Origin of the sequence: Shewanella sp. GXUN23E, from assembly GCF_050865035.1 — a bacterium.
In the GTDB taxonomy this organism is placed as follows: domain Bacteria; phylum Pseudomonadota; class Gammaproteobacteria; order Enterobacterales; family Shewanellaceae; genus Shewanella.
On the sequence record NZ_JBOZWP010000030.1, the window covers coordinates 1 to 13991 of the forward strand.

Annotated in this window: 12 protein-coding genes, 1 tRNA gene and 1 pseudogene; 9 read left to right on the forward strand and 5 right to left on the reverse strand. The window is 53.5% G+C overall.

The window, feature by feature from the left end; translation table 11 throughout:
* The first annotated feature begins 1 nt into the window (after nucleotide 1).
* A tRNA-Ala gene (locus ACRRUX_RS19335) sits at nucleotides 2–77 on the forward strand.
* 330 nt (nucleotides 78–407) lie between these two features.
* Here ACRRUX_RS19335 and ACRRUX_RS19340 read toward each other — a convergent pair.
* Entirely contained in the window at nucleotides 408–2237 is a 1830-nt protein-coding gene (locus tag ACRRUX_RS19340) for an ABC transporter ATP-binding protein (protein ID WP_432533668.1), read from the reverse strand.
* A 186-nt stretch (nucleotides 2238–2423) separates the two neighbouring features.
* Here ACRRUX_RS19340 and ACRRUX_RS19345 point away from each other — a divergent pair, with 186 nt between their 5' ends.
* The 5 genes from ACRRUX_RS19345 (at nucleotide 2424) to ACRRUX_RS19365 (ending at nucleotide 7229) form a co-directional block, all read left to right on the forward strand.
* Nucleotides 2424–3629, forward strand: a complete 1206-nt coding sequence (locus tag ACRRUX_RS19345) for a DEAD/DEAH box helicase (protein ID WP_432533671.1) — start codon at nucleotides 2424–2426, stop codon at nucleotides 3627–3629.
* Nucleotides 3630–3679: 50 nt separating this feature from the next.
* A complete protein-coding gene (locus ACRRUX_RS19350) occupies nucleotides 3680–4165 on the forward strand; it encodes a protein phosphatase (RefSeq protein ID WP_432533674.1) in 486 nt (161 codons plus the stop codon).
* A gap of 164 nt (nucleotides 4166–4329) precedes the next feature.
* Nucleotides 4330–5217 (forward strand): chemotaxis protein, encoded by an 888-nt coding sequence (locus ACRRUX_RS19355; protein WP_432533676.1) that lies wholly within the window; start codon nucleotides 4330–4332, stop codon nucleotides 5215–5217.
* Between the two features lie 236 nt (nucleotides 5218–5453).
* The gene (sstT, locus tag ACRRUX_RS19360) at nucleotides 5454–6671 is read left to right on the forward strand and encodes a serine/threonine transporter SstT (RefSeq protein ID WP_432533678.1); all 1218 of its coding nucleotides are present in this window, start codon (nucleotides 5454–5456) and stop codon (nucleotides 6669–6671) included.
* Nucleotides 6672–6734: 63 nt separating this feature from the next.
* The gene (locus tag ACRRUX_RS19365; protein WP_432533680.1) at nucleotides 6735–7229 is read left to right on the forward strand and encodes a CIA30 family protein; all 495 of its coding nucleotides are present in this window, start codon (nucleotides 6735–6737) and stop codon (nucleotides 7227–7229) included.
* A gap of 27 nt (nucleotides 7230–7256) precedes the next feature.
* Here the strand turns inward: ACRRUX_RS19365 and ACRRUX_RS19370 are convergent.
* Nucleotides 7257–8651 (reverse strand): annotated as a pseudogene (locus ACRRUX_RS19370) (Gfo/Idh/MocA family protein).
* Between the two features lie 269 nt (nucleotides 8652–8920).
* On the opposite strand from ACRRUX_RS19370, the gene ACRRUX_RS19375 reads away from it, so the two are divergent.
* Nucleotides 8921–9313: a hypothetical protein gene (locus tag ACRRUX_RS19375; RefSeq protein WP_432533682.1), complete on the forward strand. Its 393-nt coding sequence runs from the start codon at nucleotides 8921–8923 to the stop codon at nucleotides 9311–9313.
* Between the two features lie 45 nt (nucleotides 9314–9358).
* Here ACRRUX_RS19375 and ACRRUX_RS19380 read toward each other — a convergent pair whose 3' ends face one another.
* The 3 genes from ACRRUX_RS19380 to ACRRUX_RS19390 all read right to left on the reverse strand — a co-directional run bounded on the left by ACRRUX_RS19380 (nucleotide 9359) and on the right by ACRRUX_RS19390 (nucleotide 11245).
* The gene (locus ACRRUX_RS19380; RefSeq protein ID WP_432533684.1) at nucleotides 9359–10012 is read right to left on the reverse strand and encodes an RluA family pseudouridine synthase; all 654 of its coding nucleotides are present in this window, start codon (nucleotides 10010–10012) and stop codon (nucleotides 9359–9361) included.
* A gap of 98 nt (nucleotides 10013–10110) precedes the next feature.
* Nucleotides 10111–10626, reverse strand: coding sequence for a protein disulfide oxidoreductase (locus ACRRUX_RS19385; RefSeq protein ID WP_432533686.1), 516 nt, complete (start codon nucleotides 10624–10626; stop codon nucleotides 10111–10113).
* A gap of 25 nt (nucleotides 10627–10651) precedes the next feature.
* Nucleotides 10652–11245 carry an ACP phosphodiesterase gene (locus ACRRUX_RS19390; RefSeq protein WP_432533688.1) on the reverse strand — a complete coding sequence of 198 codons (594 nt, stop codon included), beginning with the start codon at nucleotides 11243–11245 and terminating at the stop codon, nucleotides 10652–10654.
* A gap of 436 nt (nucleotides 11246–11681) precedes the next feature.
* Here ACRRUX_RS19390 and queA point away from each other — a divergent pair, with 436 nt between their 5' ends.
* Together queA and tgt are read left to right on the forward strand one after the other, a co-directional pair.
* Nucleotides 11682–12719, forward strand: a complete 1038-nt coding sequence (gene queA / locus ACRRUX_RS19395) for a tRNA preQ1(34) S-adenosylmethionine ribosyltransferase-isomerase QueA (RefSeq protein WP_432533690.1) — start codon at nucleotides 11682–11684, stop codon at nucleotides 12717–12719.
* Between the two features lie 147 nt (nucleotides 12720–12866).
* Nucleotides 12867–13991 (forward strand): tRNA guanosine(34) transglycosylase Tgt, encoded by a 1125-nt coding sequence (gene tgt / locus ACRRUX_RS19400; RefSeq protein WP_432533692.1) that lies wholly within the window; start codon nucleotides 12867–12869, stop codon nucleotides 13989–13991.

The window sequence follows — 13991 nt, forward strand, 5'->3', positions numbered from 1 at the left end:
AGGGGCTATAGCTCAGCTGGGAGAGCGCTTGCATGGCATGCAAGAGGTCCGCGGTTCGATCCCGCGTAGCTCCACCACTCTTTCTTATTGAAAGAGACAAAACCGCCGCAATGGCGGTTTTTTTGTGTCTGAAAATCAGCGATGTAAATTGGCTGAGGGGCAAAGTCACTAAGCATGACGGATGTCGAATACCTCGGGAAATGGCAGTGACTGTTTCCCAAGCCAGGTAATCTGAATGTGTACTGTCTATTACCTGTAGTGCACCATGATATATCTGATCCGGAGCCGAATTTGTTCTGCCTGAGTGGCTTAGATCCGTTAATGGATTATCTTAAGAGCGTCAGAAGCACAGTTAAACTTCGCATAAAAGTCAGTGCCATTGTTTGCCGAGCGCGAATTAGCCGGATTCAGTCAATGCCCAGAAATCCCCCGGTCTGATGTGCCCACAGCTGAGCGTAGATACCGCCAAGGGCGATGAGCTGCTGATGGGTGCCTTGCTCAATGATTTTGCCTTTATCCAGCACAATCAGCCTGTCCATCGCCGCTATGGTCGACAGTCGGTGCGCAATGGCGATCACCGTTTTGCCTTCCATTAACTGATACAGACTTTCCTGAATAGCGGCCTCCACCTCTGAATCCAGTGCCGATGTCGCTTCATCCAGCAGCAGAATGGGGGCATCCTTTAGCAGCACCCGGGCGATGGCGATTCGCTGTCGCTGCCCGCCAGAGAGTTTTACACCGCGCTCGCCCACTAGAGCATCGAGTCCCTGATTGCCGTGGGGATCGGTCAGCTGCTGAATAAATCCATCGGCCTGCGCCTGTTTGATCGCCAGGTGCAGTGCGTTGTTGTCTGCATCTGGCCGACCATAAAGAATATTGTCCCGAATGCTGCGATGCAGCAGGGAGGTATCCTGGGTCACCATGCCGATTTGTGAACGCAATGAATCCTGAGTAACCCGCCGAATATCTTGCTCATCGATTAAAATCCGTCCCTGCTCTACATCGTAAAAGCGCATCAGCAGATTCACCAGGGTCGATTTACCGGCGCCGGAGCGGCCTACCAGACCGACTTTTTCGCCCGGGCGTATGGTCAGATCCAGTCCCTCGATAATGGCTTCATCTTTGCCATAGTGAAAACTGACCTGGTCAAACCTGATTTCACCCTTGCTGACGTCAAGGGCGCTGGCATCACTTGCATCGACTATTGCTGTGGGTTTGGAGAGTGTACTGATGCCATCGGCGACGGTACCGATATTTTCAAACAGTGAGCTGACTTCCCACATCATCCATTGTGACATGCCGTTGAGCCGCAATGACAAGCTGACGGCCACCGCAATGGCGCCAACACTGATGGCGCTGCCGGTCCACAGATAAATAGACAGGGCGGCGATGGCAAACGCCAGCAGATAGTTGGACACCTGCACGCTGACATTGAGTCCGGTGACCAGCCGCATTTGCCGGTACACTGTCTGCAAAAACTCTGTCATACCGGCTTTGGCGTATTGCGCTTCCTGATCTGTGTGGGCAAACAATTTAACTGTGGTGATATTGGTGTAGCTGTCGACAATCCGGCCGGTCATCATGGAGCGCGCCTCTGCCTGGGCGGAGGCAACGGCCTTGAGCCGGGGCACAAAATAAAACTGCAGCCCGGCGTAAACCATCAACCATATCAACATGGGAATAACCAAGCGGGTATCGGCACTGGCGATCATCACCAGCATGGAAGTGAAATACACCAGAATATAGACAAGTACATCCAGCAGTTTCATCACGGTTTCCCGCACCGCCAGCGAGGTTTGCATCACCTTGGTGGCGACCCGCCCGGCAAAGTCATTCTGATAAAATGAGACACTCTGCTTCAGCAGATAGCGATGAGCCAGAAAGCGGATAGACATGGGGTAGTTGCCAAGCAATGCCTGATAGACCAATAAGCCATGCAACAGGGTGACCAGCGGCAGGGCGACCAGTACCAACAGGCTCATCAGCAGCAATTTGCCGCCTTCCTCAGACAACAAGGTGGCCGGATCTTTGGTCGTTAGCCAATCGACCAATTGCCCCAGAAAACCAAACAGGCTGACTTCGAGCATGGCGAGGACGGCGGTGAGCAGCGACATCAGCAGCAGGGGCTTTTCAAATCCCCGGGTATAGTGGCGGCAAAAAGCAAATAAACCGGTCGGCGGCTGAGTGGGTTCATGGGCGGGAAGTGGTTGGGTCCATCGCTCGAAAATACGGAACATCTGCATCCTTTCCTGAAAATACCCCAATAGGGGAATAAGCGTGCCATCAGGTTAACCCAAGACAGGGTCAATTGCTTATTCAATGCACAACAAATTTCCCGCCTGCATCGCAGCTTTCCCATTAGCACAAGCTTTGACTGGCAGGATAGAGTACTATTCGCCCCTTGCTTATTTGGGATGTTTATTATGAGTGTTCACAACGCCACTTTCTCCGGACTTGGTCTGCTGGCGCCATTGACCCGCCAGCTTGCTGCGCTCGGTTATGACGCGCCCCGGGGCGTGCAGCTTGCCGCCATTCCTGCCATGTTGCAGGGACAGGATGTCAAAGTGCAGGCCAATACCGGCTCAGGAAAAACCGCCGCTTTTGCACTGCCATTGCTGCAGCGTTTGATGATGATCCCACCGTCCGCTCGTGGGCGTTTTGTGCGCACTCTGGTGCTGGTTCCCAGCCGCGAGCTGGCCATGCAGGTGGGGGAAAGTATCCGCCAGTACTGTGCGCAGATTAGCCCGGCACCAAGCGTGCTGACTGTGTATGGCGGGGTGTCGGTCAATCCACAGATGATGGCTCTGCGCGGTGGCGCTGATGTGCTGGTGGCAACGCCCGGGCGGCTGCTGGATCTGCTGGGGAAAAATGCCCTTAAGCTCGATCGGCTTGAGACTCTGGTGTTGGATGAAGCCGATAAACTGCTGAGCCTGGGCTTTGCCGATGAACTGTCGCAACTGTTTGCGCGTTTGCCCAAAAATCGCCAGACCGCGCTGTTTTCAGCCACCTTTGGTGATGAAGTGACTGCGCTGGCCGGCAAGGTGCTCAGACAGCCGCTGGATATCACCATGACGGCGGAAACCGACAAGGCGGATATCTGTCAACGCGTCATTGAAGTGGCCGCTGAGCGCAAAACCCAGCTGCTGATCCAGCTTATTAAACAAAATCAGTGGCCTCAGCTGCTGGTGTTTGCCAATGCCAAACAAAGCTGTAATCGGTTGCAACAAAAGTTGCAGCGTGCCGGTATTAATACTCAGGTATTTCACGGCGACAAATCCCAGGGAAACCGGGGTGCTGTGCTCAATGACTTCAAGCAGGGCAAATTACAAATCCTGATCGCTACTGACATTGCTGCCCGTGGATTGGATATCGACAAGCTGCCCGCCGTGGTCAACTATGAACTGCCCCGCAGTCCGGCAGATTACATTCACCGGATTGGCCGTACAGGACGGGCAGGGGAGTCGGGCCTGGCAGTGTCCCTGATCTGCCCTGACGAATTTCATCACTTCCGGGTGATTGAGAAGAAACACAAGCTCAGATTGCCAAGGGAGCAGGTCTGTGGCTTTGAGCTCCCGGCGCAGCAGCCGGATGTGAGCCAGGACAAAAATCCGCAATCCAAGGGGCGCTGAAAACCGGCTTATGTGTTAATTCATCGGTTGAAGTCTCATGTGCTGAGGGAATGATGAAACAGTTTTTTTGGTTGATTGATGGTGAATTGGCCGGTGGCGATCAGTGTCTGCTGCAGTCACCGCAGTGTGAGCGACTCAGCGAACTGGGGGTTAAGGCAATACTCAGCTTTTGTGGGTTGACGGCACAGCAGTGCGCAGCTCTGAGTGCGACGCACATAGAATGGCATGGAGCAACGCTGTCACTGGCCGGTTTTCCTGATGTCGCCCCGACGGATGAACTGCTTAACGGTTTGACTGATGCGTTAAAACGGCTGCATCAGTGGCGAACTGCCGGCAAGCCGGCGCTGGTCTGTTGTCCCAGTGGCAACGAACTGACCTCAGCTCTGCTGGCCTGTTACCTGACCCAGACAGGCGCTGCGCCTGTGCATGCTGTCAGTCAGGTACGGGCATTGAATGCCGACGCCTTCTCATTGCCCGGTTGGGATCAGGGCGTGTTTGATCTGATCTATGCGCTGCCGGAGATCGCGCTGGATTAAAGTCACCCGGTATTGAGGTCGCCTGTGATGGCCAATGCCGGTTATCGGCGCGACATCATTGAGAATGCATGTGTTAAAACAGTATGGTTAAACGGCGCGCGGGTCTGTATCTCTTTTGATGGCGCGTGCCATACTGGAACTACAGGGGAAATGGGTTTATCAATATGACTTCCAAGGCTAATCAATCGCAGGGACTGCTGTTGTTCCGGTTAACCCGGCAGCAGGTATTTGCGCTCGGAACGCTGAAGATCCGTGAATTGATCCCCTTCACTCGTTTACATCAATTGCCTCATTCCCATCAGGCCGTCGTAGGTACCATTAATTTCAGGGGCAAGAGTATCCCTGTGGTGGATATGGCCAGCGCAGTAGGTTATCGGCCGCTGACCGACAGTGAGCGAAAAGATGCTTTTATCATAGTAACGGACTGCCACCGGCAAATTACCGGCTTTCTGGTACGCAACATCGAGCGTATCGTTCAGTGCAACTGGCGGGAGATTGAATCTCCGCCTGATAACCTGGGCAAACGGGCATTTCTCACCGGTATTACCCGTCTTGATCAGCAACTGGTACAACTGCTGGACGTCGAACTCTTGATGGCCGCAATATTTCCATTCACCAAGCAATATGCCGCAGTGACGGATGTCCAGCGGGAAATGCTTAAGCCGTTGAATATCTTGCTGGTTGATGATTCAAAGGTTGCACGCAAACAGTTGTCTGATGCTCTGGATGACCTGAATATTCCCTACCAGGTGACTGACAATGGCGCCCGGGCGCTTGAGCTGATGCAGGCTGATGCTGCTGCCGGTCGGCCGGTGGATATTCTGGTCAGCGACATTGAGATGCCAGGGCTTGATGGCTACGAGCTGGCGTTCGAGGTTAAAAATAATCCGGCACTGGCCGATGCTTATTTGATTCTACACACTTCTTTGTCCAGCGAGATCAGTGTCAGTCAGGCCCGTCAAGTCGGTGCCGATGAAGCGCTGACCAAGTTTGACGCAGATGAATTGATCCATGCCATGCTCACCGGTGCAACTCGCCACAGAGAATCCTGAGCCCGACCCTTGGTGGCAGCAAAAGTTCCCCACTTCAGTACCAAAATCAGTCGAAATTGCCTGTTGAATGTACACCGTGTCTCATTCTGGGGGATGGGTCACGGCTTTTGCTAGACAAACCGGACGGCATTCGATACAAACCCTGCTTACCCTTTTTTATGCAATCAACAATCTTATAGAGAGTCGCCTGTCATTGGGTCAGGAAACGACTCCGATATTGTTATTTAAGGTCAAGTATGAAACAACAATCATTGCTGGCGCGTATCGCCGGCGGCAGTCTGGTACTGCAAATTCTGATGGGGATTATTGCCGGCGTACTGCTGGCGACGCTGTCTCCGTCTGCGGCATTGCAGGTCGAATTTCTCGGTGGCCTGTTTGTTGGCGCGCTGAAAGCCATCGCGCCGGTGCTGGTGTTTATTCTGGTGGCATCTTCCATTGCCAATCAGAAGAAGAATGCCCAGACCAACATGCGTCCTATTGTGGTCCTGTATCTGGTGGGAACCTTTGCTGCGGCGGTAACCGCCGTGGTGATGAGCTTCCTGTTCCCGACTGATCTGGTTCTGGCCGATATAGCTGAAGGCGCGACGCCTCCTCAGGGGATTGCCGAAGTGATCAGCACGCTGCTGTTCAAGTTGGTGGATAATCCGGTAAATGCGCTGCTGACCGGCAACTACATCGGTATTCTGGCCTGGGGTGTGGGTTTGGGTATGGCGCTGCATCATGCCAATGACACCACTAAGATGGTGTTCTCGGACATGAGCCACAGTGTGTCGCAGATGGTACGTTTCATCATCCGTCTGGCGCCGCTGGGGATCTTTGGTCTGGTATCCGGCACCATTGCCAAAACCGGTTTCTCTGCGCTGACCGGCTATGCCCATTTGCTGGCCGTTTTGCTGGGTGCCATGGCGATCATTGCGTTGGTGATTAACCCACTGATTGTTTATCTGAATATCCGTCGTAATCCCTATCCGCTGGTGTTCCGTTGCTTGCGTGAAAGTGGCGTGACTGCCTTCTTTACCCGCTCCTCTGCCGCCAATATTCCGGTGAACATGGCGCTGTGTGAAAAGATGAAGCTGCATGAAGACACTTATTCCGTGTCTATCCCGCTGGGCGCAACCATCAACATGGGCGGCGCAGCCATTACCATCACCATTCTGACGCTGGCAGCGGTACATACTCTGGGTATTCAGGTGGATATCTTCACTGCACTGCTGCTCAGTGTGGTGGCGGCTGTATCAGCCTGCGGTGCTTCAGGTGTTGCAGGTGGTTCGCTGCTGCTGATCCCGCTGGCCTGTAGCCTGTTCGGTATCTCCAACGATGTGGCCATGCAGGTAGTTGCTGTGGGCTTTATCATCGGGGTGATCCAGGATGCGGCTGAGACTGCACTGAACTCATCTACTGACGTGGTCTTTACCGCTGCAGCCTGCGAGGCCGCTGAGCGCAAGTCAGTCTGATGACAAGCGTCAGCGTAATTTGATACAAGGGGAGCCACTGGCTCCCTTTTTTTGGTATTAGTGATGAAGTTGTTTGATTTCTCAACCCTGGACAGTGCCCGCGACTGGTACAGCATCAATGATGGTGTAATGGGGGGACTCTCCCGCAGCCGGTTATCAGCATCTCCACTGGGTTTTGCGGTGTTCAGTGGCCATGTGTCTCTGGCAAATGGTGGTGGCTTCGCCTCGGTGCGTTGCGATTTTGCTGACACAAATCTGAGCGCAGCCGGTTATATCAGGCTGTTGGTCAAAGGGGATGGCAGGCAATACAAGGTGAATCTCAGGGATTCACTGGCGCCTGACAGTCCTGTATATCAGCAGGCGTTTGTCAGTCGGGCAGATGATGACGTGTGGCAGCAGGTCAATCTGCCATTGACTGAGTTTCATGCTCGCCGCCGGGGTCAGCCGTTGCCGGGGATTAGCGCGGATTTTTCTGCAATTAAAAGCCTGGGCCTGGTGATAGGCGACAGGCAGGGTGGGGATTTCACCCTGCAGATCCTGTCGGTTGAGGCCGTATAAGCCAATGCCCACCCGCCCAGATAAGTCCTAGGCTGAGGTCTTGTTATTGTCGGCTGGCGTGATGATCCCCAGCGGAGTGGCGGTTTGCCAGGCACCGCGGGTAAAGTCCGGGATGTCTACTGAGCAGGATCTGTTGTTGAGTGACTGCTCACTTAAGGTATTGATGACTGACCAGCTGGCGCCGTCGTACACATCCTGATCCAGCGGCTCGGCGTTGCGCAGGCAATACACCATGCGCCACAACATCAGAAAGTCCATGCCGCCGTGACCGCCGTTGCGCTCGGCTTCCTTGCCCATGTGTTGCCACAGCGGATGGTCATATTTGGCATACCACTTATCCATCTCATAATCCCATTGGTGGAAGTTGCCATTGCCGCCTTGCTCCAGTGCGATGCGATTGGGAAAACCGGCAAATACCCCGTTGGTGCCCTGAATAAGGTTGTGACGGCTGTAGGGCCTTGGCGTTGTGGTGTCATGTTGCACCATGATGGTCCTACCTTTGACGGTTTTGATAAGGGTCGTGCTCATATCGCCGTTGATATAGTGCAGCTGATTGCGCTCATGCTCGGCGGGAAATTCCCGTTTGGCATACAGAGCGCGGCCCAGCGCCGGGGAACTCATGGAGGTCAGGTAATCGAAGCGGTCGCCGCGGTTGATATTCATATACTGGGAAACCGGTCCAAGTCCATGGGTAGGGTAGAGATTGCCGTTGCGTTTGGTGTGCCAGTAAGTGCGCCATGAGCCGGTGCTTTTGTCTATCTCTTTCATCTGCCAGCGCAGTTCGTGAATATAGGCAGCTTCGCCATGCAGCAGTTCACCAAACAGACCCTGACGTACCATATTGAGCACCATCAGCTCGTCGCGACCGTAATTGACGTTCTCCATCATCATACAGTTCTTTTGGGTGCGCTCGGCGGTGTCGACCAACTGCCAGCATTCCTCCACCGTCAGTGCAAGCGGTACCTCCACGAAAGCGTGTTTCCCGCTTTCCATGGTGTCGATCGCCATCGGTGCATGCCAGCGCTAGGGCGTGGAGATTATCACTATATCGATATCCTGACGCTCCAGCATGCGGCGGTAATCATAATCACCGGCGCCATAGGCATCCGGCGTCGGCAGACCTGCGTCAGTCACCTGTTTGACGGCGGCTGCCAGGGACTCCTGATGTGGATCACAGATGGCTTTAATCTCAACCCCATCGAGGTGACAGAAATGCTTCACATGACCAGAGCCCCGTTGGCCAACGCCGATGAAACCGACTCTGACCACCTCCATCGGAACCACCGTCAGGCCAATAACACGGTTGCCAGAGGCTTTCGGTGCTGTGGGTGTGTGCTGGCACCCTGCCAATCCGCTGGCCATGGCAGTTGCCGTCACTGCGGTAGCGGCTTTGAGAAAATCTCTTCTGTTGAATTGCGACATACTATTTCCTGAATTGTTATTGTTCTGATCCCTGGTTTTGCATCTTATATCAGAAAAACACTTCATCAGGTCAAACTTGCAGCAATAAATGATGGCCTGGCAGTAACCGCAGCAACCCGTTCAGACTTGCCGTTTTTTTCGCCGCAAAAGTTGATTTTGGTGATTTATATCACTTTTTTGTCTGTCGGAATTTGTACACTTGCGGCCAATTCCAACAGCCGTAAAAAAACGCTGTGTAACTGTTGATTCCTTCTGGAGAAAGTTTGACCATGACAACTATGCTTAATGCCGTACCCCGCGAAATACTGGATGCTGCCATCGAGTTTTTCCGGATCCAGGGGTTGCAGGGCAGTTCAAATCGCAGACGAGTCATGGGAGGCGTCAGTACAATGGAAGCGCAGCAGTTGGTGGGAGAGTGGCTGGATACCCGCGATGGGGAAGGCGACAAAATTAACGTATACCGCAGTGGTGAACAGTGGGTGCTGGAAACCTGGTCTGAAGATGGCTGTCACAGCCGGGATCTGATGCAGGTAACCGAGACTGTCGATGGATTGAAACTGGAAGACAGAGGCGGCAATTTGTTCGGTGAATATTTTCTGCTGCGTGACGATCAGTTGCACCTGTGCACTGAATCAGGCTGTCAGGCACTGCAAAGCGCCTGATTCAGGGCTAACGATAGCTTATTGACCGGGTAAGCCGTTACCCGGTTAAAACGGATGCCGGCTGGTAAAACTCAGGGTTTTACCTTTGAAAGGATGAGCCAGCGTCAGACTTTCGGCATGCAGGCACAGTCGCTCACGGGCACTGCGTGTACGTTCATCACCGTAGAAATTATCCCCCAGAATCACATGCCCCAGGGCTTTCATATGCACCCGCAGCTGATGAGTTCTGCCTGTGTGTGGCCGCAGCTCAACCAGGGTTGAATGTTGCCGGCGCTCAAGTACCCGATAGTCAGTGACTGCTGACTTGCCATTCACATCAATTTGCTGCAGTGGTCTGCGTGTCAGATCCGCTCCGATAGGCAGATCGATAACCCCGCTATCCCGCTCCAGCAAGCCATCTACCTCGGCGATATACACCTTCTGCATATTCCTGTCCTGAAACTGGGTCTTGAGGTTGGACTCCGCCTTTTTATTGCGGGCGAACACCATGATGCCTGAGGTATCACAATCCAGGCGGTGCACCAGAATGGTTTCCGGATACAGGCTTTGCAGCCGTGTCAGCGCGCAGTCATGAGTCACTTCAGCCCGGCCGGGATTGGACAGCAAGCCAGAGGGCTTGGATATCACAATCATGTCTCTGTCCCGGTAACGAATATCCAGCCAGGGCAGGGCGGGAGGATGATAGTCAAAAATCTGCATGAAGGCTCCGCTTGGTCTTTAAAGGCGCCGAAATATAACGGGGTTTAGAGTGGGATACCAGTGCTTTGTCCGGTCAGTATGCACAGGCTTACCGGTTATCAGGCCAGCCAGTCGCTGAGCCACAATCGCCAGGACAGTCCCCACTCGCTGGTTACGCCGCGGGTGACAAATTGCACTTCGCCATTTCTGACAATATAGATAGCGGGCAATGCCGAGGCGCCCCAGGCGTCAGACATAGCCTGAGTCCCTTCAATGACCGGAAAGCTGTAATCGCGTTTTTGCATATAGTCGCGAATTTCGTGTCGGGTACCGGAAGCCACGGCGACAGAAATCACTTTGTAGTCTTCACTGAGGGAGTCTACCGCCGGAGAGGTGACTTTACAGGCAGGACACCAGGTGCCCCAGAAGTATACCAGCGTGGTTTCATGGGGTCTGAGTTTTATTGGCGTGCCCTGAATGGATTCCCCGGCCAGTGCAGGCGCCTGACCACTTGCCATATCCCGTTGTAAAAACAGGCTGACGCCATAGATGACTGCGCCCATCAGCGCGAGATCCCGCAGCAACTTCAGCCAGAACGACTTTTGACGGAAACGAGATAAAAACGATGTGTGCATGCCTTAACTCTGGGTTGAAAACGGGTTATAGATAATCGTCCGGAGTTTTACGACTCAGGATACGGCTGTAGGCCATCAATTGTGGATACAGTGTACGGAAGGCGATTTCAATGTCGGTGTCCATCTGTTTAACCACTTTGTCAGCGCCCACAAACAGCTCGGGTTTTGAGAAACGGCGACCAACACCAAGGATGGCATCATTGAGACCTGTGCGGGACTCATAGGCCAGCAGCCAGTTTTGCTGACGCATCACAGGTACCAATTTACTGAGTTTTTCCGGCAGATCCGGGGTCTGAGCCAGCTCCTCGTAAGCCCGCTGGGTGAACACTTCCAGCGTATCGCCATGGTACTCATCCCAATAACGGGCGAGCATATGGTCAAAGGCCAAATCCATCAGCACAGGCGCAATGCGGCTGTACTTTTTGGGGAACTGACGGATAAGATCACGGCTGATCTCATGCTCATCAGTCAATTGATCCAACTGGCGATGCAACCAGATCCCCTGTTGCAGTGGTTTGGCAAAATCCTGGATATTGCCTTTGGCAAAGTCACCGGCCAGATTGCCGGCCAGACTGGTCTGACTGTTGTCAGCCAGGTGAAGATGGGCTAGAAAATTCATAATTTAGCATTGGCGAAATTTGAAACAAAAGGTAACATGCCCAGGCAGTCTGACAAAGCAAAGCAGCCCGAAGACTGGCAAGCATACACAAATTCGCAAGGAATGCGACCGTTTTGCCGGTTTGGCAGCCAACACCTCTGGAGATCATGGAAGATGCTTAGCTACGCAAAAAAAAGATTTGCCCGACTATACCGGTTCTTCCGGCCCCGACCGCGTCGCCCTATCAATATCGATATCCCATTCACCAGTCATCCTTATCGTCTGGAAGATGTGGCTTCTGCAACGCGCAGTGATCCTCCGGCAACCCAGCCTATTGACGGCGAATCCTCGGATAAGCGCTGATAAAAGGCCATGGCGCGGCGGCTGATTTCCTTGATCTTCATGTCCACTGACACTAGACTGGCCGCCGTCTTAAGCCAAGCCGAGTCGTATTTTCATGCGCGTTTCAGATTTTACCTTTGACCTTCCTGATGAACTCATCGCCCGCTATCCAATGGCCGAGCGTACTGCCTCCCGTTTGCTGACACTCAATGGTGAAACCGGCGCGCTGGCTGACAGGCAGTTCATCGATTTGCTGGAGATGATTAATCCCGGCGATCTGATGGTGTTCAACAACACCCGGGTGATCCCGGCACGTTTGTTTGGCCAGAAGGCCACGGGCGGCAAGCTGGAAATTCTGGTGGAGCGCATGCTGGATGACAAACGCATTCTGGCCCATGTGCGCAGCTCCAAGTCGCCCAAAGAAGGCGCCATGATTAATCTCGATGGCGGCTTTGAAATGACAATGCTGGCCCGTCATGACGCGCTGTTCGAGCTGGAACTGCAGTCCGAACTGACTATTCTGGAAGTGCTGGAAGCGGTCGGCCATATGCCACTGCCACCCTATATCGATCGCCCCGATGAAGACGCTGACAAAGAGCGGTATCAAACCGTGTATAACCAGAATCCCGGTGCTGTGGCGGCGCCGACTGCCGGTCTGCACTTTGATGACGGCATGCTGGAGACCTTGAAAGCCAAGGGCGTGAATATGGCGTTTGTGACCCTGCATGTGGGCGCAGGCACTTTCCAGCCGGTGCGGGTAGACAATATCCTCGAGCACAAGATGCACTCTGAGTGGGCCAACGTGCCGGCGGATGTGGTTGAACTGATTAAAGCCACCAAAGCCGCGGGCAAGCGGGTGATCGCAGTGGGAACCACTTCAGTGCGCTCACTGGAAAGCGCCGCCAGGGCCAGCAAGGGTGAGCTGGAGCCATTCAGCGGTGATACCGATATCTTTATCTATCCTGGTTATGCATTCAAAGTGGTGGATGCCATGGTGACCAACTTCCACCTGCCCGAGTCAACACTCATCATGCTGGTGAGTGCCTTTGCCGGATTTGACCATGTGATCAACGCCTACAGTCATGCAGTTGCGCAAAAATACCGCTTCTTCAGCTATGGTGATGCGATGTTTGTGACTAAAAAGCCCCAATAACAGCGGAAATTGATTTAAAATACCCATCCCTTTACGGATGGGTATTTTTCTTTTGCCGCTCTTGAAGACGGGCAATTTGACCCCATCTACTTTTTTGATATTCGTGACTTTCTGCACTGTCAGACTGTTTCTCTGACGAGGTATACGATGAAATTTGAACTGGATAAAACCTGTGGGCGCGCCCGTCGCGGCCGTCTGGTGTTTGAACGTGGTACGGTTGAGACCCCGGCATTTATGCCAGTGGGCACCTACGGTACTGTTAAGGGCATGACCCCGGAAGAAGTGCGTGCCACTGGCGCGGAGATCCTGCTGGGTAACACTTTCCACCTGTGGCTGCGTCCCGGTGAAGAGATCATGCGCAAGCACGGCGACCTGCACGACTTTATGAACTGGCAGCGTCCTATCCTGACTGACTCCGGCGGTTTCCAGGTATTCAGTCTGGGTGATATCCGTAAAATCACCGAAGAGGGCGTACATTTCCGCTCGCCCATCAATGGTGAAAAAATCTTTATGGACGCTGAAAAGTCTATGCAGATCCAGCACTCTCTGGGCTCAGATATCGTGATGATTTTCGATGAGTGTACGCCTTATCCGGCGACTCACGATGAAGCCCGCAAGTCGATGCAGATGTCACTGCGCTGGGCAAAACGCTCCCGCGATGAATTTGACCGTCTGAAAAACCCCAATGCCCTGTTCGGTATTATTCAGGGCAGCGTGTACGAAGATCTGCGTGATGAGAGCCTTAAAGGCCTGCTGGAAATCGGTTTTGACGGTTATGCCGTCGGTGGTCTGGCTGTGGGTGAGCCCAAGGCTGACATGCACCGCGTACTGGAGCATGTGTGCCCGCAAATCCCGGCGGACAAACCACGTTATTTGATGGGGGTAGGTAAGCCAGAGGATCTGGTTGAAGGCGTACGTCGCGGCGTTGACATGTTTGACTGTGTGATGCCAACCCGTAATGCCCGCAACGGTCATCTGTTTACCAGTGAAGGGGTTATCAAGATCCGCAATGCGCGTCATCGCGATGACACTTCACCTTTGGATGCCAAGTGTGACTGTTACACCTGTAAGAACTACTCACGGGCGTATCTGCATCACCTGGATCGTTGTAACGAGATTCTGGGCGCCCGCCTGAACACCATTCACAACCTGCGTTATTACCAGCGTTTGATGGAAGGTTTGCGCGGTGCGATCGAGACAGGTACATTAGATGCCTTCGTGGCAGATTTCTATACCAGTCAAGGTCGTGAAGTGCCTGAATTGGCTGATTAA

Excerpts from the sequence above, each read along its gene's own strand:
- tgt (WP_432533692.1), top strand. The coding sequence starts at position 12,867 with ATGAAATTTGAACTGGATAAAACCTGTGGGCGCGCCCGTCGCGGCCGT.
- queA (WP_432533690.1), top strand. The coding sequence starts at position 11,682 with ATGCGCGTTTCAGATTTTACCTTTGACCTTCCTGATGAACTCATCGCC.
- ACRRUX_RS19385 (WP_432533686.1), bottom strand. The coding sequence starts at position 10,626 with ATGCACACATCGTTTTTATCTCGTTTCCGTCAAAAGTCGTTCTGGCTG.
- sstT (WP_432533678.1), top strand. The coding sequence starts at position 5,454 with ATGAAACAACAATCATTGCTGGCGCGTATCGCCGGCGGCAGTCTGGTA.
- ACRRUX_RS19380 (WP_432533684.1), bottom strand. The coding sequence starts at position 10,012 with ATGCAGATTTTTGACTATCATCCTCCCGCCCTGCCCTGGCTGGATATT.
- ACRRUX_RS19365 (WP_432533680.1), top strand. The coding sequence starts at position 6,735 with ATGAAGTTGTTTGATTTCTCAACCCTGGACAGTGCCCGCGACTGGTAC.
- ACRRUX_RS19340 (WP_432533668.1), bottom strand. The coding sequence starts at position 2,237 with ATGTTCCGTATTTTCGAGCGATGGACCCAACCACTTCCCGCCCATGAA.
- ACRRUX_RS19345 (WP_432533671.1), top strand. The coding sequence starts at position 2,424 with ATGAGTGTTCACAACGCCACTTTCTCCGGACTTGGTCTGCTGGCGCCA.
- ACRRUX_RS19390 (WP_432533688.1), bottom strand. The coding sequence starts at position 11,245 with ATGAATTTTCTAGCCCATCTTCACCTGGCTGACAACAGTCAGACCAGT.
- ACRRUX_RS19355 (WP_432533676.1), top strand. The coding sequence starts at position 4,330 with ATGACTTCCAAGGCTAATCAATCGCAGGGACTGCTGTTGTTCCGGTTA.
- ACRRUX_RS19350 (WP_432533674.1), top strand. The coding sequence starts at position 3,680 with ATGATGAAACAGTTTTTTTGGTTGATTGATGGTGAATTGGCCGGTGGC.
- ACRRUX_RS19375 (WP_432533682.1), top strand. The coding sequence starts at position 8,921 with ATGACAACTATGCTTAATGCCGTACCCCGCGAAATACTGGATGCTGCC.